The 22,078-nt window shown below is 68.3% G+C and carries 20 protein-coding genes and 1 pseudogene; 8 read left to right on the top strand and 13 right to left on the bottom strand.

Annotated elements, in window-relative coordinates:
- The first annotated feature begins 89 nt into the window (after nt 1-89).
- Nucleotides 90-1,105 (top strand): annotated as a pseudogene (locus C463_RS14805) (phosphotransferase family protein).
- Nucleotides 1,106-1,129: 24 nt separating this feature from the next.
- Here C463_RS14805 and C463_RS14800 read toward each other — a convergent pair.
- The 7 genes from C463_RS14800 to C463_RS14770 are packed head-to-tail and all read right to left on the bottom strand — an operon-like array spanning nt 1,130 to nt 8,419.
- On the bottom strand, nt 1,130-1,960 hold the full coding sequence (locus tag C463_RS14800) for an SDR family NAD(P)-dependent oxidoreductase (RefSeq protein ID WP_008445284.1): 831 nt from the start codon (nt 1,958-1,960) through the stop codon (nt 1,130-1,132).
- Entirely contained in the window at nt 1,957-3,606 is a 1,650-nt protein-coding gene (locus C463_RS14795) for a long-chain fatty acid--CoA ligase (protein WP_008445282.1), read from the bottom strand. The genes C463_RS14800 and C463_RS14795 overlap by 4 nt, the downstream gene beginning before the upstream one ends.
- Nucleotides 3,599-4,312: an ABC transporter ATP-binding protein gene (locus tag C463_RS14790; protein ID WP_008445280.1), complete on the bottom strand. Its 714-nt coding sequence runs from the start codon at nt 4,310-4,312 to the stop codon at nt 3,599-3,601. The genes C463_RS14795 and C463_RS14790 overlap by 8 nt, the downstream gene beginning before the upstream one ends.
- A complete protein-coding gene (locus tag C463_RS14785) occupies nt 4,309-5,082 on the bottom strand; it encodes an ABC transporter ATP-binding protein (protein WP_008445278.1) in 774 nt (257 codons plus the stop codon). Before C463_RS14785 ends, C463_RS14790 begins: the two co-directional genes overlap by 4 nt.
- Nucleotides 5,079-6,185: a branched-chain amino acid ABC transporter permease gene (locus C463_RS14780; RefSeq protein WP_008445276.1), complete on the bottom strand. Its 1,107-nt coding sequence runs from the start codon at nt 6,183-6,185 to the stop codon at nt 5,079-5,081. Before C463_RS14780 ends, C463_RS14785 begins: the two co-directional genes overlap by 4 nt.
- Nucleotides 6,182-7,075 (bottom strand): branched-chain amino acid ABC transporter permease, encoded by an 894-nt coding sequence (locus tag C463_RS14775; protein WP_008445274.1) that lies wholly within the window; start codon nt 7,073-7,075, stop codon nt 6,182-6,184. Before C463_RS14775 ends, C463_RS14780 begins: the two co-directional genes overlap by 4 nt.
- 15 nt (nt 7,076-7,090) lie before the next feature.
- On the bottom strand, nt 7,091-8,419 hold the full coding sequence (locus tag C463_RS14770; RefSeq protein ID WP_008445272.1) for an ABC transporter substrate-binding protein: 1,329 nt from the start codon (nt 8,417-8,419) through the stop codon (nt 7,091-7,093).
- Nucleotides 8,420-8,487: 68 nt separating this feature from the next.
- On the opposite strand from C463_RS14770, the gene C463_RS14765 reads away from it, so the two are divergent.
- The 4 genes from C463_RS14765 to C463_RS14750 all read left to right on the top strand — a co-directional run bounded on the left by C463_RS14765 (nt 8,488) and on the right by C463_RS14750 (nt 13,208).
- Nucleotides 8,488-9,849, top strand: coding sequence for an NAD-dependent succinate-semialdehyde dehydrogenase (locus tag C463_RS14765; RefSeq protein WP_008445261.1), 1,362 nt, complete (start codon nt 8,488-8,490; stop codon nt 9,847-9,849).
- An 84-nt stretch (nt 9,850-9,933) separates the two neighbouring features.
- Complete coding sequence (locus C463_RS14760) at nt 9,934-10,527, top strand: LUD domain-containing protein (protein ID WP_008445260.1); 594 nt, start codon at nt 9,934-9,936, stop codon at nt 10,525-10,527.
- Entirely contained in the window at nt 10,524-12,803 is a 2,280-nt protein-coding gene (locus tag C463_RS14755; protein WP_008445258.1) for an LUD domain-containing protein, read from the top strand. Before C463_RS14760 ends, C463_RS14755 begins: the two co-directional genes overlap by 4 nt.
- 90 nt (nt 12,804-12,893) lie before the next feature.
- Nucleotides 12,894-13,208 carry a PRC-barrel domain-containing protein gene (locus C463_RS14750; RefSeq protein WP_049906008.1) on the top strand — a complete coding sequence of 105 codons (315 nt, stop codon included), beginning with the start codon at nt 12,894-12,896 and terminating at the stop codon, nt 13,206-13,208.
- 37 nt (nt 13,209-13,245) lie between these two features.
- Here the strand turns inward: C463_RS14750 and C463_RS14745 are convergent, their stop codons facing one another.
- The 3 genes from C463_RS14745 to C463_RS14735 all read right to left on the bottom strand — a co-directional run bounded on the left by C463_RS14745 (nt 13,246) and on the right by C463_RS14735 (nt 14,815).
- Nucleotides 13,246-13,572 carry a DUF5789 family protein gene (locus C463_RS14745; protein ID WP_008445255.1) on the bottom strand — a complete coding sequence of 109 codons (327 nt, stop codon included), beginning with the start codon at nt 13,570-13,572 and terminating at the stop codon, nt 13,246-13,248.
- 46 nt (nt 13,573-13,618) lie between these two features.
- Nucleotides 13,619-14,035 (bottom strand): hypothetical protein, encoded by a 417-nt coding sequence (locus C463_RS14740; protein WP_008445254.1) that lies wholly within the window; start codon nt 14,033-14,035, stop codon nt 13,619-13,621.
- A gap of 84 nt (nt 14,036-14,119) precedes the next feature.
- Entirely contained in the window at nt 14,120-14,815 is a 696-nt protein-coding gene (locus C463_RS14735; RefSeq protein WP_008445253.1) for a hypothetical protein, read from the bottom strand.
- A 236-nt stretch (nt 14,816-15,051) separates the two neighbouring features.
- Here C463_RS14735 and C463_RS14730 point away from each other — a divergent pair, with 236 nt between their 5' ends.
- Nucleotides 15,052-16,368, top strand: a complete 1,317-nt coding sequence (locus C463_RS14730; RefSeq protein ID WP_008445252.1) for an RNA-guided endonuclease InsQ/TnpB family protein — start codon at nt 15,052-15,054, stop codon at nt 16,366-16,368.
- A gap of 9 nt (nt 16,369-16,377) precedes the next feature.
- Here the strand turns inward: C463_RS14730 and C463_RS14725 are convergent, their stop codons facing one another.
- Complete coding sequence (locus C463_RS14725) at nt 16,378-16,962, bottom strand: thioredoxin family protein (RefSeq protein ID WP_008445251.1); 585 nt, start codon at nt 16,960-16,962, stop codon at nt 16,378-16,380.
- A gap of 124 nt (nt 16,963-17,086) precedes the next feature.
- Between C463_RS14725 and C463_RS14720 the strand changes: the two genes are divergently transcribed.
- A complete protein-coding gene (locus tag C463_RS14720) occupies nt 17,087-17,392 on the top strand; it encodes a DUF433 domain-containing protein (protein ID WP_008445250.1) in 306 nt (101 codons plus the stop codon).
- A 3-nt stretch (nt 17,393-17,395) separates the two neighbouring features.
- Nucleotides 17,396-17,740 carry a DUF5615 family PIN-like protein gene (locus C463_RS14715; RefSeq protein WP_008445248.1) on the top strand — a complete coding sequence of 115 codons (345 nt, stop codon included), beginning with the start codon at nt 17,396-17,398 and terminating at the stop codon, nt 17,738-17,740.
- Between the two features lie 36 nt (nt 17,741-17,776).
- Here C463_RS14715 and C463_RS14710 read toward each other — a convergent pair whose 3' ends face one another.
- Nucleotides 17,777-18,721, bottom strand: coding sequence for a DUF368 domain-containing protein (locus C463_RS14710; RefSeq protein WP_008445246.1), 945 nt, complete (start codon nt 18,719-18,721; stop codon nt 17,777-17,779).
- 80 nt (nt 18,722-18,801) lie between these two features.
- Nucleotides 18,802-21,948, bottom strand: a complete 3,147-nt coding sequence (locus tag C463_RS14705; RefSeq protein ID WP_008445245.1) for an oligosaccharyl transferase, archaeosortase A system-associated — start codon at nt 21,946-21,948, stop codon at nt 18,802-18,804.
- Nucleotides 21,949-22,078 lie beyond the last annotated feature (130 nt).

Here is a 22,078-nt window from a genome sequence, read left to right as displayed (position 1 = left end):
CAACTGCCCACAACGGGTGAAAGCCGTTCGGTCGGCAGCCGGTCTCCCGCCGCGGCCGTCCGGGCGGGTCGAACGGGGGCAGGCCGGCCGTGACCGACTACGTCGACCGGCTGGTCGACGCCGACGCGCTCCGCGCGTACCTCGCCGCCGAGTTCGGCCCGGCGGACGCGTTCGACGTCGAGCGACACGCCGAGGGCCACTCCAACGAGACGCTGTTCGTCACGTGGGGCGACCGCGAACTGGTGATCCGGCGACCGCCGCCCGGCGAGACGGCCGACACGGCCCACGACGTGCTCCGCGAACACCGCGTCGTCGACGCGCTCGGCGACACCGGCGTTCCGGTCCCGCGGACGCTGCGTGCCTGCGACGACCCCGCGGTCCTCGGCAGCGACTTCTACGTCATGGAGCGCGCCGACGGCGACGTGTTGCGCGACGGCGAGCCGGCGCGGTTCGCGGACCCGGCCGCGCGAGACCGGCTCGGAACCGAACTCGTCGACACGCTGGCGGCGATCCACGCGGTCGACTACGAGGCGGTCGGGCTCGGCGAGTTCGGCCGCCCGGAGGGGTACACGGCCCGGCAGGTCGAGCGGTGGACGAATCAACTGGAGTGGGCCTTCGAGACGACGGAGTCGGTCAGAGAGGNCGCGAGCGGGACGCCGACGAGGATGACGGCGACTTCAAGCTCGACAACGTGATGTACGGGCCCGGGACGCCGCCGGCGGTCGTCGCCGTCTTCGACTGGGAGCTGTCGACGCTGGGCGACCCCCTCGCCGACCTCGGCTGGCTGCTGCTGTTCTGGTACGACGAGGGCGACCCGGCCCCGGCGATTCCCGACCTGATGTCGACGTTCACCGCTCGCGAGGGGTACCCGACCCGCGCGGAGCTGATCGGGCGCTACGAGGCGGCGACGGGGCGAGAGTTCGCTCACGAGCGGTTCTACCGGGCGCTCGCGGCGTACAAGATGGCGGGGCTCGGCGAGATGTTCCTCGCGCGGCACCTCAACGACGACAGCGACGACCCGCTGTATCCGAAGATGGAGACGCAGGTCCCGAAGCTCGCAGCGCGGACGCTCGCGTACGTCGAGGGCGAGACGGAGCGGTTGTGAGCCCCCGAGCGTCCCGCCGGCGGCTCACCGCGCCGTCCAGCCGCCGTCCGCGGCGAGCGTCTCGCCGGTGACGAAGCTCGCCGCGTCGCTCGCGAGGAAGACGACCGGCCCGGCTATCTCCGCCGGCTCTGCGAAGCGGTCGAGCGGCGTTCGGTCCAGGATCGACTGCCGGAGCCGCTCGTTCTCTTGGAGGGTCTCGGTCAGTTCGGTCGCGACGTAGCCGGGGGCGACCGCGTTCACCCGCACGTCCGGCGCCCAGTCCATCGCCGCGCTCTTCGTCAGCCCGACGAGGCCGTGCTTCGACGCGACGTACGGGTGCTGTTTCGGCAGGCCGACCTCCCCCGCCACGCTGGCGACGTTGACGACGCTGCCCTCCGCCTCGCGCAGATGTTCGCCGGCCGCGCGGAGCGTCCGGAACGAGCCGCGCAGGTTCACGTCGAGGACGCCGTTGACCGCGTCCGACTCGACCTCCGTCGGGTCGCCGAGCGCGTCCCCGGGGTTGAACCCCGCGTTGTTGACGAGGACGTCGAGCGAGCCGAACGCGTCGACGGTCTCCTCGACCAGCGCGTCCACGTCGTCGTCGTCGGTCACGTCGGCGGTGATCCCGCGCGCCTCGACGCCCAAGTCGCGGGCCTCCTCGGCGACGGCTTCGACCTCCGCCGCGGTCCGCGCCGAGGGCACGACCGTCGCCCCCGCCGCGGCCATCCCGAGCGTTATCGCGCGGCCGATCCCGCGTCCGCCGCCGGTCACGACCGCGACCCTCCCCGAGAGGTCCGGGAGCGCGTCGGCGGGCGCCCCCTCGGAACCGTCCGGCGTCCCCTCGGTACCGCCCGGCGTCGCGTCGTCGTCCGTCATTCGCCACCCCCGTCGCCCGGCGCGTAGGGGAGCGCCGGGTCGTCGACGGTCTCGCGGAGCGTCTTCTTGTCGAACTTGCCGGTCGCGGTCTTCGGAATCTCTTCGCGGAACCGGACGTCGTCCGGGAGCCACCAGCGCGGGAACTCGGCTTCGAGGAACGCACGAACCGCCTCCACGTCGAGTTCGCGGCCCGCCTTCGGCACGACGAACGCCAGCGGCCGCTCCTGCCAGCGCTCGTGCGGCGCCGCGATCACGACGGCCTCGGCGACGTCGTCGTGCGCCATGAGGGCGTTCTCCAGCTCGATGCTGGATATCCACTCCCCGCCGGACTTGATCACGTCCTTGGCGCGGTCGACGACCTCGATGTACCCGTCCTCGTCGACGGTGGCGATGTCGCCGGTGCGGAGCCACCGGGCACCCCCGTCGTCGGCCGCGACGAAGTCCGTCTCGTTCGCCTCCGGCCGATTGTAGTACTCGCCGACGACGGTGGGGCCCCGGACGAGCAGTTCGCCGAACGCCTCGCCGTCCCACGCGATCGGCTCGCCGTCGTCGCCGACGACGCGCATCTCCAGCCCGGGCGAGAGTAACCCCTGTTTCGCCCGCTTGTCGAGTTTCGCCTCGCGGTCGCCGGCGGCGGTCCCGGAGGTCGGCCGGGAGACCGACCCGATGCTCATCGTCTCGGTCATCCCCCACGCGTGTTCGATCGTCACGTCGTGTTCGTCCTCGTACCGGCGCATAACTTCCCGGGGCGCCGCGCTCCCGCCGACGACGATGCGTTCGAGCGAGGAGAGGTCGCCGCCGTGTTCGTCCAGGTGGTCCAGCACGTCGATCCACACCGTCGGGACGCCCGCGGTGAGCGTCACGCCCTCGGACTCGATCAGCTCGACGAGGTCGGCGGGGTCCGGGGACGGTCCCGGGTACACCTGCTTCGCGCCCGCCATCGTCACGGCGTACGGGAACTCCCAGGAGTTCACGTGGAACATGGGGACGACCGGCATCACCACGTCCTCCTCGGCGATGTCGAGCGCGGCGGGCGTCATCACCATCATCGCGTGGGCGTACAGCATCTTGTGGGTGTACTCCACCCCCTTCGGCTTCCCCGTCGTCCCGGAGGTGTAACACATCCCGGCCGGGTCGTCCTCGGAGAGCGACGGCCACGACGGGGTCGGGTCGGCGTCCGCGATCAGCGCCTCGTACGCCGACAGCGGCAGGTCTGCCTCCGTCTCCGGCACCGAGTCGCCCATGACGACGACCTCGCGGACGCCGTCGATCCGATCCCAGAGGCGGTCGAGGATCACCACGGCGTCGCGGTCGACGATCAGCACGTCGTCCGCGGCGTCGTTGACGATGTACTCGACGTTGTCGTCCTGGAGGAGGAGGTTCACCGTGTGGAGCTGCGCGCCGGAGAGCGGGACCGCGTAGTACGCTTCGAGGTGGCGGTGGGTGTTCCACCCGAGCGTCCCGACGCGGTCGCCGGGTTCGACGCCCAAGTCACCGAGCGCGGCCGCGAGCCGCCGGACGCGGTCGCCGAAGTCGGCGTAGGTGTAGCGGTCGACCCCGTCGTGGGTGCGCGAGACCACCTCCGTCTCCGGGAACAGCCGCGTGGCCCGCCAGAAGAACGGACGGAGGGTGAGCTCCTCAGGCATCCGCCGTCCCCACGGAGAGGTACGTTTCGAGGAGGTCCTCGCGGTCGCGGATCTCCTCGACGGTGCCGTCGAAGACGATCTCGCCGGTGTCCATGATGTACCCCCGCTCGGCGAGGTCGAAGGCGAAGTCGACGTTCTGTTCGGTCAACAGGACGGTGACGTTCTGGTCGACGACCGTCTGGACGATCTCCTTGAGGTCGTCGACGATCACCGGCGCGAGCCCCTCGGTCGGCTCGTCGAGCAGCAGCACGTCCGGCGACTGGACGAGCGCGCGGGCGACCGAGACCATCTGCTGTTCGCCGCCGCTGAGGTTCCGGCCGTCGCTGTCGCGGAGGTCGTCGAGCACCGGGAACAGCTCGTACATCTCCTCGACCGGCCGCGGGTCGCTCGCGAGGTTGTGCGCCAGCCGGAAGTTCTCCTGAACCGTCAGGGTGGGGAACACCCGGCGGTCCTCCGGCACGAGCGAGATGCCGAGCCCGTTGATCTCGTCGGACGACAGCCCCGTTATCTCCTCGCCGCGGTACGTGATCGACCCCGAGCGCGGGGGCGAGGCGCCGACGATCGAGCGCATCGTCGTCGTCTTCCCCGCGCCGTTGCGGCCGAGCAGCGACACCACCTCTCCTTCGTCGATCTCCAGCGAGACGCCGTGGAGCACGTGGCTGTTCCCGTAGTACGTGTCGATGTCGTCGACCGTGAGTATCGTCATACGCTATCACTCCCCAGGTACGCTTCGGTCACCCGTTCGTCCGTCAGCACGTCCTCCGGCGACCCGTCCGCGAGGATCGCTCCCTCGGCGAGCACGACGATCCGGTCGGAGATGTCGGTGACCACGTCCATGTTGTGCTCGGTCACGACGAACGTCGCGTCCAAGTCCGCGTCGAGCTCTCGGATCAGCGAAACGATCTCCGTGACCTCCGTCGGGTTCATCCCCGCGGTGGGCTCGTCCAGCAGGAACACGTTCGGCTCGATGGCCAGCGCCAAGGCGATCTCGACGGTCCGCTTCTCGCCGTGACTCAGCGTGTCGCAGGGCGTGTCCGCGATGTCGGTAAGGCCGGTGAGGTCCAGCAGCTCCTCGATGTCGGCCTCCACCGACTCGTCGGCGGTCGCCCGCGAGCGGAAGTCGAGTCGGGTCCCCTCGTGGCTGATCCGGGCGACGCGCACGTTCTCGCGGACGGTGAGCCCCTCGAAAATGTTCGTTATCTGGTACGAGCGCGAGAGGCCCGCCTGCGCGACCTCGTGCGGCTCCGCGTCGGTGACGTCGGCGAGTTCCCCGCCGCCCTCGCTCCGGAGCCAGATCGACCCCGACGTCGGCTGGAGCACGCCGGTCAACAGGTTGTAGAACGTCGTCTTCCCGGCCCCGTTCGGGCCGATAATGCTGGTGATCTTGTCGTCGTCGATCTCGATGGAGACGTCGTCGACTGCGGTCAGTTCGCCGAACCGTTTGCGGAGGTCTTCAGTCTTGAGAACTGTCGTCACGAGCCATCACCGTCAGTTGTCCGCGCGTCGTCGTCGCTCGGTTCGTCCGCGTCGTCCCCGACCAGGCGGTCGCGGATCAGCATGAGGCCGCCGACGGCGCCCTGTTTGAAGAACAGGACGACGGCGATGAGCAGCGCGCCGAAGAACAGCTCCCAGTACGCTTCGAGCGCCGGGAAGCGGCTAATCGCCCACCGGATGTACAGGAAGATGAAGGCGCCGACGATCGGGCCGTAGAAGTACGTCGCGCCGCCGATCACGGTGGCGATGACGGCGATCGCGCTCGTCGACCAGTGCGTGAGTCCCGGGGACGCGACGCTCGCGAGCCCCGCGCGCAACACGCCGGCGACGCCGACGACCGCGGCCGAGACGATGAACGTCATCCAGCGGTGGTGGCCGACGTCGATCCCGAGCGCGACCGCGCGGTCTGGGCTCTCGCGGATCGCCTTACAGACGGTCCCGAACGGGGAGTTGACGACGCGCCACACCCCGTACGTCGCCGCGACCACGGTGACGGCCGAGATCGCGTAGTAGATCCGCCGCCCGCCGACCCGGAGGCTCACGCCGCCGAGGTCGACGGTGCCGAGCAGGACGATCACGCCGTCGGTCCCGTTCGTCAGTCCGGCCGGGTCCTGGATGATGAGTGAGTAGCCGAGCATCCCGAACGCGAGCGTGATCAGCGCGAAGTAGATCTCTTCCAACCGCACGCTGAGCCACCCGACGGGCACGGCGACGGCGACGACCAGTACGAGGCCGACGACGCCGCCGACGAGGAACGTGACGAGCGGCGAGATCCCGGCGCCGACCACGTCGGCGATCACCGGTCCCAGATCCCGCAACACGATCGCGATCCCGTACGCGCCGCCCGCGTAGAACAGGCCGTGACCGAACGACAGCAGGCCCGTGTAGCCGTACAGCAGGTTGAAGCCGAGCGCGAACAGCGCGACGACGAGGAAGTCGGTGAACAGGTACACCTGGAACGGCGGCGCGAAGGCGACGAGGACCAGTACGAGGGCGCCGATGAGGCCGAACCGCTCGCGGGTCCACCCCTCGGCGACGGCCGAGCCGAACCGACTGACTCGACCGCCGGTGTCGGTCGCGCTCATTCGCCGATCCCCCCGAACAGGCCCTCAGGACGGATCAGTAACACGATCACCATCGCGAGGAAGGGGATCGCGATGCTCCCCGCACTGATGAACTGCGGGCCGAGGCTCTGCATCATGCCGATGAGCATCGCGCCGACGAAGGCCCCGCTCATGGAACCGAGCCCGCCGATGACGACGACGATGAACGCGTCGATGATCACCTGGTCGCCGAGCGCCGGACTGGTCGACTGGAGCGGCGCCGAGAGCGCGCCGCCGAGCCCGGCCAGCACGCTCCCGAGGAAGAACACCCCGGTGTAGAGCCGTGGCACGTCGACGCCGAGCATGGCCGCCATCTCGCGGTCCGAGGAGGTCCCCCGGACCAGCGAGCCGAAGTACGTCCGCGTGATGAACAGCCACAGCCCCACCAACACCGCGACGGCAAGCCCGATGAGGGCCAGTCGATACGCGTTGAACGTGCTTCCGCCGAACGTCACGGAGAAGTTGAACACGTCCGGCGGGTCGATCGAGTACGACCCCGACCCCCAGACGAACCGGACCGTCTCGTGGATCACGAGCACGAACCCGAACGTGACGATGAGCTGGTCGAGGTCCGAGTCGGCCCGCTCGTACAGCCGGCGGATCGCCGAGAACTCGATCGCGGCGCCGACGACGCCGACCGCCAGCGCGCCGACGACGGCCGCGACCCAGAAGTTGTCGACGACGTTCGAGACGACGGCGAGAGTGACGTACGCGCCGAGCATGTAGAACCCGCCGTGCGCGAAGTTAAGCACGCCGAGCACGCCGAAGATGAGGCTCAGCCCGACCGCGATCAGGAAGAGCCGACTGCCGAGGCTCAGCCCGATGACGACGTCGGAGATACCGATCAGCGGAACGAGTGATGAAAGGCTCATGGAGGTGGCGGCGGGTTAGATACCCGTCGGGAGGTCGGAGTCGCCGAGCGCCTCCGACAGCACGTCCGGGCCCGCGTCGTATCGGTCCACGGGGTCGAGCACGTTGCTCCCCCACTCGTCGTCGTACGTGACGGTGCCCCAAATTGACGCGACCGTCGCCTGGTTGGTCTCGCTGAACTGGTACTCGCCGACCGGGCCCGAGTGCTCCATGCCGGTGAACTCGTCGACGAGCGCGCTCGGGTCCGTGCCCCCGGCCGACTCGATCGCCTCCTTGTACAGGTGGAGCGCGCGGTACGCTCCCTCGGCGTTGTACGTCGGGAGCGTCCCGTACTCCTCGTAGTAGGCCTCGCGGAACGAGTTGTTCGTCTCGGTGTCGGGGACGAACGGGTCGTACCGCGTGGAGGCGTACTCCCCCTCCGGGAGCGGGCTTCCGTCGCTCGGGAGGTCCGTCCCCATCCCGACGCTGAACAGCGTGTGGTCGATCTGGTCGAACCAGCCCGCGTCCTCGGCCTGCCCGACGAACGTCGTGAGGTCGGCGCCCCACAGCGGGGTGAGCACCGCGTCGGGATCGGCGTCGAGGATCGAGCTGATGAACGGCGTGTAGTCGCTCGTCGCCAGCGCCGGGAACTGCTCGGCCGTGAACTCGGCGTCGACGCCGAGCCCGTCGCAGTACGCCTGGAAGTAGTCCCACGTCTCGTACCCGAACGCGTAGTCCGGGCCGATGGTGGCCCACTCGGTTGCGTCGAGCTCTTCGGCGACGCGTGCGGCCCCGTAGATGTCCTGCGCGAGGCTGTTGGAGTCGCGGAACACGTACTCGTTACCGACGGAGTCCTCGTGTTCGCCCTGCGGCGAGGTGACGAACGGCGTCGCCGCGTGGGTGATCATGAACGGGATCTGGAGCTGCGAGATCTGCGGCGCGACGGCCTGCGCGACGCCGCTGGAGTCGAGCCCGAACAGCCCGTCGACGTTGTCCTCCTGAACGAGGCTGCGGATCTGCTGTATCGCCGTGTCGCCGCTCGCCTCGGTGTCGCGGGTGAGCACTTCGACCTCTCGGCCGTCGATGCCGCCGTTGTCGTTGATCTCCGACTGCGCGAACTCGATCCCGCGCTCGGCCTCCTCGCCGTACAGCGACGCGAATCCCGAGAGGATGTACGCGGCGCCGAGCGTCACGGGGCCGTCGTCGCCGCCGCCCCCGCCCGAGCAGCCGGCGAGCGCGACCGCCGTGCCCGCGCCCGCGGCCTGGAGGAACCGTCGCCGTCCGACCGGCGCTCGGCTTTCCGAACCAGCCTTCACATCGTCGTTCCGGTTATACTTGTTTCCGGCTTCTCCGTTTCCGGTTACCATTGTTAACGATCATCCGTGGTATCCCACTCCATATAAATATGAGGGTCCATGACATACATACGACACGCATGAACGTGGTCAACCCGGCGACCGGAACGGAGGTCGAGACGTACGACGAACACGACGAGGACGACGTCGAGGCGGCGCTGGAATGTTCGGCGCGTGCGTTCGAGGACTGGCGGACCCGTCCGATCCGGGAACGCGAGCGACTCCTCTCGAACGCGGCCGACGTACTCAGGGGGAACAAGCGGGAGTACGCCGAGACGATGACCCGGGAGATGGGCAAACCGATCTCGCAGGCGATCGGCGAGGTCGAGAAGTGCGCGTGGGTGTGCGACCACTACGCGGAACACGCGAGCGCGTACCTCGAGGCGGACCATCACCCGAGCCCCCCGGGTTCGACGGTCAAGACCGAACACGAGCCGCTCGGTCCGGTGCTGGCAGTGATGCCGTGGAACTTCCCGTTCTGGCAGGTGTTCCGCTTCGCCGCGCCCTACCTCACGGCCGGGAACGTCGGTATCCTCAAGCACGCGTCGAACGTCCCCGGCTGCGCGCTGGCGATCGAGGAGGTGTTCGAGGAGGCCGGCTACCCCGAGGACGTCTTCCAGTCGCTGCTGATCCCGTCGGATCTCGTCGACGAGCTGCTGACGGACGACCGGGTCCGGGCGGCGACGCTGACCGGGAGCGGCCCTGCCGGGCGCGCGGTCGCCGCGAGCGCCGGCGATCAGATCAAGAAGACGGTCCTCGAACTCGGCGGGAGCGACCCGTTCGTCGTCCTCGACGACGCGGACCTCGCGGCCGCGGCCGAGACGGGCGCTTGGGCGCGGAACCTGAACGGGGGGCAGTCGTGTATCGCCGCGAAGCGCTTCGTGGTCCACACGGACGTGTACGACGCGTTCCTCGACGCCTTGACCGAGGAGATAGAGTCACTCGTCGTCGGCGATCCGACCGACGAGGCGACCGATATCGGGCCCCAAGCGCGGCCGGACCTCATGGAGACGCTCCACGAGCAGGTCTCCGCGAGCGTCGACGCCGGCGCGACGGTCGTGACCGGCGGCGAGCCGCTCGACCGGGAGGGGGCGTTCTACCCGCCCACGATTCTGACCGACGTCCCCAAGGGATGCCCCGTCGACACCGAGGAGACGTTCGGGCCGGTCGCCACGGTGTACGAGGTCGCCGACGAGGAGGCGGCGATCGACGAGGCGAACGACACGCGGTTCGGACTCGGCGCCAGCGTCTGGACCGAGGACCGCGACCGCGGCGAGCGCGTGGCGCGCCGGATCGACGCCGGCTGCGTGTACGTGAACCAGCTGACGAAGTCGGACCCGCGGGTCCCCTTCGGCGGCGTCAAGGACTCGGGGTACGGCCGAGAGCTCTCCGAGGCCGGGATCAAGGAGTTCGTCAACCGCAAGACCGTCTGGGTCGAGTGACGGCGGCGGTAAAATCGCCTTCGAGCGCAACGAGGGACTGCGAACCGCCGCAACACCCATATGCCGGCCGGTGAAGGGACGAATATGCCACTCGCAGACGCGTCGACGTTCACGCGTCGACTCGACGACCTCGGCGTCGCGGTCTCGGCCGGCCCGCCCGCGGAGTGCGCGGCCATGGTCGACGCGGCCGCCGGGGAGCCAGCGGTCGGGGTGCCGCTCGGGCGCTCGGGCCCCGACGGGCTCGCTGACTCGCCCGCGACGCTCCCGGAGCGGGTCGAGACCGATCCGACGACCGGCGACTTACGCCGGGCCCACACCGGCGTCACCGCCGCGTCGCTCGGCGTCGCCGAGTATGGGAGCGTCGCGCTGGAGGCGGACGCGACCGGCACGGAGCCGGTGAGTCTCTTCGTCGACCGCCACGTGGTCGTCCTCCGCCAGGCCGACCTCGTCCCGGACATGCCCGACGCCTTCGACTGGCTCGGGCCGCGGACGCGCGAGGAGTCGGTCGACGTGGTGTTCGCGACCGGGCCGAGCGCGACCGCGGACATGGGCGGGCTCGTCCACGGCGCGCACGGGCCGAAGGAGGTCCACGTGGTGCTGTTAGGGGACGGTGACGCGACGGACGAACGGACCGCCGCCGCGGACGAGCCGGCCGCCGACACGGAGGGAGACCGATGAGCAGCGACGCCGAGACCGGCGGCAGCGGAACCGCGGAAGCGGACGGGCTCGACCGCGAGACGAAAGCCGACCGGATCCGCGAGCTGCTGGCGACCGAGGGCGACGCGGTCGCGGCGAACACCCGCGGCTTCAACGAGGGACGCTACGAGTCGACGGGCCGGCTCGACGACTACGAGGCGCTGAAAGCCGAGGCGCGGGCGATTAAGGAGGACGCGATCGAGCGGCTCCCCGATCTCATCGACGAGGTTCGAGAGACTGTCGAGACGAACGGTGGGACGGTCTACCTCGCCGACGACGCGGCCGACGCCAATCGGTACATCAGCGAGGTCGCGGCCGAGCGCGGCGCGGAGCGCGCGGTCAAGTCGAAGTCGATGACCTCAGAGGAGATCGAGGTGAACGACGCGCTCGCCGCGGACGGCGTGGAGGTCGTCGAGACCGACCTCGGCGAGTGGGTGCTCCAGCTGGCCGACGAGGAGCCTTCCCACATCGTCGCGCCGGCGATCCACAAGTCCCGCGAGGGGATCGCGGAGCTGTTCGCCGAGCGGTTCGACCCCGACGACCCGCCCGAGACCGCCGAGGAACTCACGATGTTCGCCCGCGAACGGCTCGGCGAGCTGATCGAGGGCGCCGACCTCGGGATGACCGGTGCGAACTTCATCGCGGCCGACTCCGGCACCATGCTCCTCGTCACCAGCGAGGGGAACGCCCGGAAGACGGTGACCGCGACCGACACCCACGTCGCGGTCGCGGGCGTCGAGAAGCTCGTCCCGACCGTCGAGGACTTCTCCCCGTTCGTCGAGCTGATCGGCCGGTCGGGCACGGGACAGGACGTGACCTCCTACATCTCGACGCTCACGCCGCCCGTGGACTCGCCGGTCCCCGACTTCGACGACGACGAGACGCCGCTGGCCGCGGACTCGGCCGACGACCGCGAGTTCCACCTCGTCCTCATCGACAACGGCCGGCTGGCGATGCGCGACGACGAGACGCTGAAGGAGACGCTGTACTGTATCCGGTGTTCGGCGTGTTCGAACGCCTGCGGCAACTTCCAGAGCGTCGGCGGCCACGCGTTCGGCGGCGAAACGTACTCGGGCGGCATCGCCACGGGCTGGGAGGCGGGCATCGAGGGACTCGACACCGCGGCCGAGTTCAACGACCTCTGCACCGGTTGCTCGCGCTGCGTGCCGGCGTGCCCGGTCGGCATCGACATCCCGTGGATCAACACCGCGGTCCGCGACCGGATCAACCGCGGCGAGGCCGACGCGAGCCAGCTCGACTGGGCGTTCGAGGAGCTGGTCCCCGACGAGGAGCCCGGCGGCCTCGATCTGGCCACGCGGCTGATCGGCAACTACGCCACGCTCGCGGAGTGGGGGCACAAGACCGCGCCGGTCGCCAACCGACTCGCGAACGCCGGCCCCCTACGCGCGCTCGCCGAGCGAGTCGCCGGAATCGACCGGCGTCGCGACCTCCCTGCGTTCGCGAGCGAGTCGCTCGTCGAGTGGTTCGAGGCCCGAGGCGGCCCCGCCGTCTCCGCCGCCGAGGCGATCCGCGAGGCCGTCGTCTACCCGGACACCGCGACGAACTACGTCGACGTCGACCGCGGGAAGGCGACCGTGCGCGCGCTGGAGGCGCTCGGGGTCCACGTCCGCGTGCCGGACCTCCCCGGGAGCGGGCGCCCGCCCCTCTCGCAGGGGATGATCGCGACCGCCGAGGCCGCCACCGAGGACCTCTACGCCGGGCTGGCGCCCCACCTCGACGCCGGGCGCGACGTGGTCGTGATCGAGCCGAGCGACCTCGCGACGTTCCGCCGCGAGTACGAGCGGTTCCTCCCCGAGGACTCCTACGACCGGCTCGCGGACGCGAGCTACGACGCGATGGAGTACGCCTTCGGCCTGTTGGAGAACGGCGCCGACCCGGCGGCGCTGCGCGCGCCGAGCGAGGGCACCGGGCCGGTGGCGTCGGGCAAGCGGATCGCGTACCACCCGCACTGTCAGGCCCGCACGGTCGGGGTGGGCGAGTACGCGACCGCGACCTTCGAGCGACTCGGCTACGACGTGCGCGTCTCCGACACGGAGTGTTGCGGGATGGCCGGCTCGTTCGGCTACAAGACCGACTACTACGAGCTGAGCGTGGACGTCGGCGAGCCGCTGCGCGAGCAGTTCGGCGACACCGACCGCACCGTCGTCGCGCCCGGCACGTCGTGTACCGAGCAGCTCGACGCCCTGCTGGACGCCGCCCCGAGGCATCCGATCGAAGTGATCGCGCCGCGGAAGTAGCGCGACGGGGGCGATGCGGAGCCCGTCGGCGTCGGACGCATGTCGTTCGACAACGAACGCTTATTAGGCGCGCTCGTGACCGTATCGTGTATGAATGCAGCCCCCGAAGAGATCACAGCGCTCGTCGGTCGCGAGGTGTACTCGAGCAACGGCGTTTTCGTCGGCGAGGTCGAAGACATCCAGCTCGACTTGGACGCCCGCGCCGTGACCGGCCTCGCGCTCGCCGAACTCAACCACGAGCTGTTCGCCGGACAGGTGGACGGGTCGACCGGCGTCGTCGTCCCGTACCGCTGGGTCCGCGCGGTCGGCGACGTCGTCCTGATCAACGACGTCATCGAGCGGTACGACGCCGGCGAGTCGGAGGAGGACGGGAGCGAGATTGAGGCCCGGCCGGAGTCGCGCTAACCGGTTTACGGCCGGGCACGCCGCGTCCGGAGCCGCTTCAGAAGGGGAGGGCGTCGCGGAGGCTGGCGATCACGCCGCGCTCCTCGCGGCGGGCCTCGTCGAACACGGGGTAGAGCGCGTCAAGAAACGCCGTCTCGTTTTCGAATCGCTGTTGGGGAACGCGGTCCAGCGCGTCCCCGAGGGCGATGGAGCGCCCCTGCGCGTCGTAGGGGACCTCTTGATCGCCGAGCGCGTCCCGTAGCTCCGCGGCCGTCGCGGGAAACGACACGTCCGCCTCGTCGAGTCGGGCGTCGAGCGCCGCGATGCCGAACTCGATCGCCTCGGGCTCGGCAGTATCGCCGCCGCCGGGTGGCCGTGCTGCCATTGGAGCCGCCTACTCCCTCCGACGGCTTCAAACCCCTGCTCTCGGCTCACTCCGGCACTGACTCGTCCGGCGGGGCGGCGTCGACGACGCCGAGTTCGACTCCATCCCCGGACCGGTCGAAGGCCGCGACCGAGTCGTCGTCGTACGGCGGGACCGCGACGATCACCACGCCCGCGAGGTCGTCGGTCCGCGACACGCCGAGGAACCCGTCCGGATGCGAGAGGAACCGAGCGCCGCCCTCGCCGGCCGGCGTGCCGAGGTCGACGCCGAACACGGAACTGACCGAACCTCCCACCGACGGAAGCGTGAAGTGGGTCACAACCGGGGTCTCCGGGTCGAGCCCGAGGTCGGTCTCGAACTCGCCGGCCGCCGTGGCCGAGAGGCGGACGTTCACCTCCTCGGGGTCCTCGTTTGCCGCGCGCTCGCGCAGCACCGTCAACAGGTCGCGGGTGACGTAGATCACTGGTCGGCCCTCGCTACGAGACGGACTGGCAAAAGGTCACGCACCGGTCGGCCCGTCGGGCCTCTGCCTTCGGTGTCCGTCCGCTCAGAACGGCAGCGCGGACTTGAGCGTCTTCGCGTACAGGCCGGGCGCCTTCGACCGCGAGTTCGAGAGCGCGTCTTCGAGGGCGACGGCGGCGCGCTCGTGGACACCTACCCCGTGGCCGACGAGGACGCGCTCGGGGTCGAGCCCGGAGAGCGCGCTCGTCGGTGGCGTGATCCGCAACATGGGGTGAACGCCGAGGCGCTCGCGGTCGCCGCGGAAGTACGATCCCGTGCCCAGCGACTCGGGGACGATCAGCGTCTCGCCGTCGAAGAAGCCGACCTCCTGCCACGGCGGCAGCGAGGAGTCGCGGATCCGGAGCGTCTCGAAGCCGGTGTCTGCGAGGTGCGACCCGAACCGCTCGACTTCGACGTCCGGCCCGAGATCCTCGGTGACGCCCGTCATCCACTCGGCAACGTACACCGGCACGTCGTGGCGCTCGGCGACCTCTCCGCTGTCGCGCACGTGGCGGTCGAGTCCGATCACGACGCCGGCGACGGAACCGAGTTCGTCGAGGAGGTCGTCGACGCCGGTCGCGTCGACCGGGTCGATAACCCACACGTCGTCTTCGTCCGCCTCCTCGTTCTCGACCGCGAAGGCGTGGCTCGCGCGTTCCATCGTCTCGTCGGGGTACGCGATCCAGCCCACGCCGCCGTCGTAGCGATCGATCTCGTGGAGGTCCGGCTCGCCGCCTTTCATGCTCATGGCCTCCCTTCGGTCCGGACCCTTGTTAAGCCGTCTCCGCCGGCACGGCGATCCGGTGTTAGCGTGTGATCTTAGCGAGGGTGACTCAGGCCTCCAGCCACGTAATACAGCAAGGGAGTCCCGCCGTTCACGGCGGGGGGAATCGTGCCATGAGTAACACCCAACTACAAAATACTATCTTAGCCAACCCCCAACTCATATAAATACATAAAACCACATGTGATGTGTAAATGGAGCTCCAACGTACCGCTGTCGTGAAACTCTCCGTTCCCAACGACCGCCGGGACGACCTGAAGGAAACAATGGATATCTTCAGGAACGCCGCCCAGCGGTTCGCTGATAGAGGATGGGAGGGCAACAACGACGGGTACGTGATTACCTCTCGCTCCCAGCTTCAACCATACCTCTACGACGACATCCGAGATGAAACCGGATTGCACTCTGACCTCTGTGTTGCTGCGGTCAACCATGCCGCCGATGCACTTCGTGGCGTCGTTGAGCGCATGAAAGAGGGTGAGAAAGTTTCCAAGCCGGTGTTCACGTCAAACACGACCGTTTACAATACCAATGCAATCAGCTATTTTGATGGGTATTGTACGCTTGCCGCCTACGGCAGTGGTCGTGTAAAAACCGAATACGTCTATCCAGACGATTCCATTCAGGCTGAGTACATGGAATCAGACGAATGGGACAAACAGGGGGCGAAGCTCCGATACGACCAGCAGACAGATACCTACTACCTCCACGTCTCAGTCAAGCAGGAACGTGACGACACGCAGGAAGAAGCCGAGGGCCGAACAGTCCTTGGCGTAGATCGCAACGTGGACGGGNTCCACGTCTCAGTCAAGCAGGAACGTGACGACACGCAGGAAGAAGCCGAGGGCCGAACAGTCCTTGGCGTAGATCGCAACGTGGACGGGAATCTCGCTGTGACCAGCTCTGGTGCGTTCATCGGTAACGCAGACCTACTGAACCACAAACGCCGCGAATACGAACGCCGACGCGGCAACCTACAACAGAACGGAACGCGATCAGCCCATCTCACAATCCAGTCGATTGGNGGTGATCGCTTCGCCAATTGGAGCGAGAACTATCTACACCATGTGTCGAAAGAGGTAGTTACTGAGGCTGTCGCCCACGGGTGTGAGACAATTATACTGGAAGACTTAGAGAATCTCCGAGAGCGGATGTCGGATCTCTCAAAGTTCCAGCAGTGGGCGTTTCGAGAGCTATCGCGGAAGATAACCTACAAGGCGAAGTCTGATGGAATCACTGTTGAAGGGGTGAATCCAGCCTATACAAGCCAGCAGTGTAGTCATTCCGAGTGTGGGTTCACACATGAGGATAACCGCGACGGCGATGAGTTTGTGTGTCAGAAGTGCGGTAAAGAGCTACACAGCGACTACAACGCGGCGCGAAACATAGCAGCGCGGTATCTCCAGAATCGGCGTAAGTCTGGTTCTGGAGGGGCAACCAATCACCTTGCCCTGAAGTCAGGAACAGTGAATGGGAGCGGCGATTTCACGCCCACCGTATCACGCGGGTAGACCGGGAGTTCACTGACAAACCCCGGCGTTTACGCCGGGTGTAGGTGATTTGATCGAACAGCCGCGCGAGGGCTGGTCAGGAATCTCGACTGCCTCGTCCGCGAGCACAGCGTCGACCGCGTCGCGGACGTAGAGTTCGGTCGGCTCGTCGTCGGGGTTGAGCGCGTCGTCGAGGCGCCCGTGGTAGCGGAGCCGCCACCCGCCGTCCTCGCGGCCGAAGAGGAACGGGTCGGGGGTACAGACGGCGTCGTAGGCGGCCGCGACCGCGCCGGTCTCGTCGCGGAGGTACGCGTCGTACGCGACGGTCCCGTCCGCGACCGCCTCGCGCATCGCGTCGAGAGAGTCCTCGGGGTACGCGTCGGCGTCGTTGGGGTTGATCCCGACGACGGCGAGGTCGTCGTACTCGGCCGCCAGGTCGTTCAGCAGGTCGATCTTCGCCTTCGCGTACGGGCAGTGGTTACACGTGAAGACGACGAGCAGCGCCTCCATCTCGAAGTCGTTGAGCGCGTACGTCTCCCCGTCCGCACCGGCCAGTTCGAAGTCGGGCGCCGCGTCGCCGCGGTCGAGTTCCGAGTCGGATTCCAATTGGACCATGTCCGGGTGTATAGTCGTGAGCTGAAAAGGCGTTGTGCGCTGAGGCACATCCCCATCGGTCGGAAAACACGCACACCCCATCTATCGGCAAAGACTAAACACCATTGCGACTGTATCTGTGAGTATGTCGAGGCAGCTGAACACCGTCGTCTCGGGTACTCAGTCGGACATCCACGACGAGCCGCACATCCGAGACCGGCGGGTCACCGTCCGGCACATCCACGCGCTGGTCGAAGAGCGTGGCCTCGACGCCCGGACGGTCGCGGATCGCTTCGACCTCACCGCTTCGGACGTGTACCACGCGCTGGCGTACTATCACGACCACCCGGAAGAGATGCGGGCGGTCGAGGAACGTCGTCGAGAGTTAGATGATGCCGCACAAGACGATCCGAACATCATCACCTGCCCCGAGGATCTGGCGGACTCGTAGCGCATGCGGGCGTCGTTTCTGCTCGACGAGAACATCGCCGCGCCGCTCGCCGACAAACTCGCCACAGCCGGCAACGGCGTAGAGCGTGTCGTCGACGTGAACGAGCTGGGTGAAGGCGTCGACGATGAGGCGATTCGCCGGTACGCCGTCGAGAATGACCGGATCATCGTCACCAGCGATGACGGCTTCGTTCGGATGCCCGTCGACTCGCATAGCGGCGTGTTCTACGTTCCGGACCAATCGCTCGCGACACAGGAACTCTATCACATCATCCAACGCGTCATCGAGGCGTTTCCGGACCGAGAAGCTATGGAGACGGTGACGTACATCACTACCGACTGGCTGTGAGTTACTCTCGCTAACTGATTGGGCCCAATCTGCTGGTCAGTACTCGACGGCGGCGGAGTACCGGTTCAACACCGCGACGAGCCCGGCGCCGAGGAGCGCCGCCACCGCGAACCGCGGCGCGGCCGCCAGCCACGACTCGCCGCTCTCGGCCAGCCGGACGGACACCTCCACGAGCGGCGCGCGCAGCGCCCCGACGATCAGGCTCACGAGGAAGGCGAGCGTGGCGGCCCGCGCCCGCGACAGCGCGTACCGGACGGTGTGCGCGATCGTGAAGAGGCCGACGACCCCGCCGAGCAGGAACGTCGCCACCGGCGGCAGCGTCTCAACGAGCGCGTTCGTACCGCCGCCGAGGGCGAGATCGGCGGCGGCGTCGACGAACCGGGAGACGACACCGGACATGTACTCGTACTGCCCGAGTACGACGAGCAACAGCGATCCGGAGATCCCCGGCAACACCATCGCGCTGACCGCGACGGCGCCCGCGACGAAGACGACCGGCAGCGAGCTGCCGAGTGCGGTCCCGGCGACGCCCGACGCGAGAAAGGCGAGCGCGAACCCGCCGGCCGCCGCCGCCTTCCGGCGCGGCGTCGAGAGGTCGACGTCGCCGAGCAACACCGCGGCGCTCGCCGCGATCAGCCCGAAGAAGAAACCGTAGGTCGCGACCGCTCGGGTCGAGAGCAGATAGTTCACCCCGCTCAACACCGTGACGACGGCGGTGCCGATCCCGGCGCCCAACACGAGGAGAAAGGCGCCGTCGACTTCGCGAAACGCGGCCCGCGCGTCGACGCGGCGACCGGGCCGCACGCCCGCGAGTACGCGCCGCATCCGATCGGGGTCGACCGCGGTGACCGCCGCGATCAGCCGCTCGTAGATTCCGACGATCAGCGCGATGGTGCCGCCGGAGACGCCCGGCACCGCGTCGGCGCTGCCCATCGCGATACCTTTCAGGTATATCGTCGCCCATTCGCGGAGTCCGACCATCTGCTCGGGGAAAGCGGGGCCGCAGTAATGAAGGACCGGGTATCGGGCGGCCGTGTCGACCGCACGGTCCGGGACCGCGGTCAGTTCGCTGCGGTCGCGGTCGGCGTCGCGGTCGCCCCCGTGGTCGCGGCCGGTTCCACTCCGATCAGCGATCCCGCGTCCGTCGAGTTCGTCGAGTCGCCGCCGTCACTCCCGCTGCCGTCGTCGACCGGACACTCGGGGTCGCCGCTCGGGCAGTCAATAATCCGCTCCTCCAGTTCGACCGTCGCTGCGGCGTCGTCGGCACCGACGACCTGCCCTTCGGTCACCTCGACCTGTCCGAACCGCTCGGTCGTGTACAGGTCGTCGCCGGTCGTCTGCGCGGTGGTGATGTTGTACGGCCCGGTCGCGCGGACGCTCGTGTTCGTGTACCCGTTCTCGGGGCCGAAATCGTCGTAGCCCGTCGTCGAGTAGGGGAGCGTGAACGCGAACTCGCCGTCGTCGTCGGCGGTCGCGTACTGCGTGTACTCGAACGTCTGGCCGTTCGGCTTCCGCATCTCGACCGTCGCTGTGACCTCTTGGCCGGGTTCGGCGCCCGAGCCTTCGACCGTCGCGCCCGGTACCCGTTCGAACGTCTTGACGAAGTCGTCGCTGAACGCGCCGAACAGTGACTCGCCGAACGTCGACTGGAGGTCGACCCCGAACCGCTGGGCGAGGATCTGCGCCTGCTGGGCGTACGGCGACCGCCCCGGCGCCTCCGTGGCGTGGACCAGCCGGTAGTGTTCGAGCGCGTCGACGCGCTCCGAGGGCACGCCCATCACGCCGCCGACCTGCGCGGAGCCGTCCTCATCGACGTACGACCGCGCGGCCGAGAGGTTATCGAACCGCCGGATTGCTCCTTCGCTCGGCAGGACCTTGATGTCGACCTGCTCGCCCGCTTGGGTCTGTGCGGTCTGCGGCTCCCAGTCGATCACGACCGGCTGCGGCTCGACCGCGCTGCCGTAATGCTGATAGAGCCGGATCATCTGGCTCTCGTGATAGCGCTGCGTCCGTGTCTGAAGCGCCGCTCGGAGGCCGCCCTGTTGGCCCTGCGGTCCCTCTACCCGCTGGTAGAGTACTTCGTTGAAGTCGCGCACCGTCTCGTTGCCGCTGTAGAAGGTGACCGGCGCGTTGAACTTGGAGTTCGGCGACGCCATCTGCCAGTCGACCATCACGTACCGGGTGTCGTTCCCCTCGGTGCTCTGGCTCGCGAGCACCTCGGCCGCCGCCTCCTCGCTCGGCGCGAGCAGGTAGTCGGCCGCTGCGCCCGCGTTCTGCTGGAACGGGTTCGCGTTCGGAATCCGCTCGGCGCGGGTGGTGATCCAGTGGCCGTAGTCCCACCACGACTGGACACCGTACGCGCCCTCCGGGTACTCGAAGTCGCCGTCTGCGGGCCGCTCGTAGGTGCCGTACAGCTCCATCGGGTTGTCCGCGCCCTCGAGTTCGCCCGGCTGCGGCGTCTCGTCGTTCATCCACTGGAGGCTCTCGTCCCACTGGACGACGTTGCCCGGCTGACTGGAGTTGCCCGCCTGCCAGACCGGCGTGGCGACGCCAACGAGCGGGACGAAGAGGACGGCGAGGACGGCCGCGAGGGTGAGCACCTGCCAGCCCTCGATGTCGCGGAGCGCGTCGAGCGAGGTGAGATCCAAGGCGTCGAGCGCGACTTGGAGGAAGTACGCCGTGCAGACCGCGATGACGACGGCGAGATAGTAGTTGAAGCGGACCTGCGTGAACGCGGCGCTCCCGATGAACGCCGCCCACACGACGAAGTACAGCTCCTCGGCGTCGTACTCGACGAGCAGCGTCGCACCGACGAGGAAGGCGGCGGCGATGAGCAGGCCGATCACCTGCCAGTCGACGCCGACGAGGCCGCCGATGGCGCCGTACGCCTGTGGGACCGCGTAGACGGAGCCGACGACCGCGAGCGCGGCCGGGATGTACAGCGTGTGGTTTGTGTCGTCGGAGCGGTAGAGCGGGCGCGCGAGGATGTAGAGCACTGCGGCGAGCGCGAGGAAGAAGGCGAGCCCGTACTGCGAGAGAACGAAGTTCGAGAACGAGGCCTCCTGGAGGGGCGGTTGCGCCTCGCCGATGGTGCGGGCGCCAGCGCTCGCGGAGAAAGCGACGGTGTTGAGGAGGTTATTGATTATCGTCGACCACAGCGACGGAATCGCGAGCCAGACGACACCTGCGGACGCGAGGATGAGGCCGCCGACCGCAGCGGGGTAAGAGTCGGTGCTGAGGTCGCGCGCCTCCCACTGGCGGGCGAGCCACGCGAGGAAGACGGCGCCGAGTGCGACGCCGAGCGGCGTCACGATCTGGAGCAGCGAGTACTCGCTCGGGGCGAATCGGAACGTGTCAAGCGGGATAACCTGCATCAGGCCCGCGACGACCATCGCCACCGCGCCGGCGAACGCGACCGGCTCCGGGCTCTTCCCGTGGTAGGTGTCGCTCGTGAGCTTGACCGCGAGGAAGATGCCCGTGAAGCCGACCATCAGGATGCCGGGCTGCCACGTCCACATGTAGAGGCCGAGCGCGACGCCGGCCGCGGTAGCGTAGGCGACGGGGCGGCGGAGCGCGTCCCAGTCCTGATCGACGACGAGTTCCCACACCGGCTTCTCGCGTTCGGTGACGCCGAGCGCGGTGAGGAACGCGAGAACGGCAGTGCTCTGGAAGAACACCTCGGCCACGCTGTGGTCGGGGAAGCCGACGTGCGTGTAGCGGAGGAACGTGCCAGAGAACAGCGCCAGCGTCGCAGCGCCCGCGAGTGCCGGGACGCGGTCGACGAACCGGCGGGCGATAAAGTACGTCGGCACCGCGATGAGTGCGCCGACGATGGGTGCCATGACGAGCATGACCTCTTCGGTACTCCCCATGATCGGTCGGGCGATCCAGATCCCGACGGCCATGATGTAGTCCCACAGCGTGCCGAACTGGCCGGCGTTCGTCCCGAACGGGAAGCCGGTCCAGACGTCGTACGGAAGGGTATTAGGAAAGTTTTCGAGGAGGTAGCTCGTGGTGCGGAAGTGATACCACGCGTCGTTGCCGCGGAAGTACACTTCACCGTTCTGGATGAAGTTCCCGTACGAGCGCAGCCGCGTCCACAGCATGAACACGACCACTCCGAGGAGGGCGGGAACGTGATACCACCGCGCGAGGAGATCGGACGGGGACGGACCCGATTCGTCCGGCGGATCGTTCGAATCGCTCATTACCGCAAGGCACTGCCAAAACGCGCATAAGGCTTGTCATATACCCGCGTCCGCTGCGTGTGTCCGGAGTGCTCGACTGCGAACACGTTTGACACCAACCCGAGGCGGAAATGATAAGCGCACGCGTCGA

This window comes from Halorubrum californiense DSM 19288 (assembly GCF_000336875.1).
Classification (GTDB): Archaea; Halobacteriota; Halobacteria; order Halobacteriales; family Haloferacaceae; genus Halorubrum; species Halorubrum californiense.
This window is presented reverse-complemented; position numbering and strand designations above follow the sequence as displayed.

What these genes read in the sequence shown, in the direction of transcription:
- C463_RS14755 (WP_008445258.1), top strand. Translation starts at nt 10,524, where the DNA reads ATGAGCAGCGACGCCGAGACCGGCGGCAGCGGAACCGCGGAAGCGGAC.
- C463_RS14800 (WP_008445284.1), bottom strand. Translation starts at nt 1,960, where the DNA reads ATGACGGACGACGACGCGACGCCGGGCGGTACCGAGGGGACGCCGGAC.
- C463_RS14750 (WP_049906008.1), top strand. Translation starts at nt 12,894, where the DNA reads ATGAATGCAGCCCCCGAAGAGATCACAGCGCTCGTCGGTCGCGAGGTG.
- C463_RS14770 (WP_008445272.1), bottom strand. Translation starts at nt 8,419, where the DNA reads ATGGTAACCGGAAACGGAGAAGCCGGAAACAAGTATAACCGGAACGAC.
- C463_RS14795 (WP_008445282.1), bottom strand. Translation starts at nt 3,606, where the DNA reads ATGCCTGAGGAGCTCACCCTCCGTCCGTTCTTCTGGCGGGCCACGCGG.
- C463_RS14765 (WP_008445261.1), top strand. Translation starts at nt 8,488, where the DNA reads ATGAACGTGGTCAACCCGGCGACCGGAACGGAGGTCGAGACGTACGAC.
- C463_RS14790 (WP_008445280.1), bottom strand. Translation starts at nt 4,312, where the DNA reads ATGACGATACTCACGGTCGACGACATCGACACGTACTACGGGAACAGC.
- C463_RS14780 (WP_008445276.1), bottom strand. Translation starts at nt 6,185, where the DNA reads ATGAGCGCGACCGACACCGGCGGTCGAGTCAGTCGGTTCGGCTCGGCC.
- C463_RS14725 (WP_008445251.1), bottom strand. Translation starts at nt 16,962, where the DNA reads ATGGTCCAATTGGAATCCGACTCGGAACTCGACCGCGGCGACGCGGCG.
- C463_RS14715 (WP_008445248.1), top strand. Translation starts at nt 17,396, where the DNA reads ATGCGGGCGTCGTTTCTGCTCGACGAGAACATCGCCGCGCCGCTCGCC.
- C463_RS14760 (WP_008445260.1), top strand. Translation starts at nt 9,934, where the DNA reads ATGCCACTCGCAGACGCGTCGACGTTCACGCGTCGACTCGACGACCTC.
- C463_RS14710 (WP_008445246.1), bottom strand. Translation starts at nt 18,721, where the DNA reads ATGGTCGGACTCCGCGAATGGGCGACGATATACCTGAAAGGTATCGCG.
- C463_RS14705 (WP_008445245.1), bottom strand. Translation starts at nt 21,948, where the DNA reads ATGAGCGATTCGAACGATCCGCCGGACGAATCGGGTCCGTCCCCGTCC.
- C463_RS14720 (WP_008445250.1), top strand. Translation starts at nt 17,087, where the DNA reads ATGTCGAGGCAGCTGAACACCGTCGTCTCGGGTACTCAGTCGGACATC.
- C463_RS14735 (WP_008445253.1), bottom strand. Translation starts at nt 14,815, where the DNA reads ATGAAAGGCGGCGAGCCGGACCTCCACGAGATCGATCGCTACGACGGC.
- C463_RS14775 (WP_008445274.1), bottom strand. Translation starts at nt 7,075, where the DNA reads ATGAGCCTTTCATCACTCGTTCCGCTGATCGGTATCTCCGACGTCGTC.
- C463_RS14745 (WP_008445255.1), bottom strand. Translation starts at nt 13,572, where the DNA reads ATGGCAGCACGGCCACCCGGCGGCGGCGATACTGCCGAGCCCGAGGCG.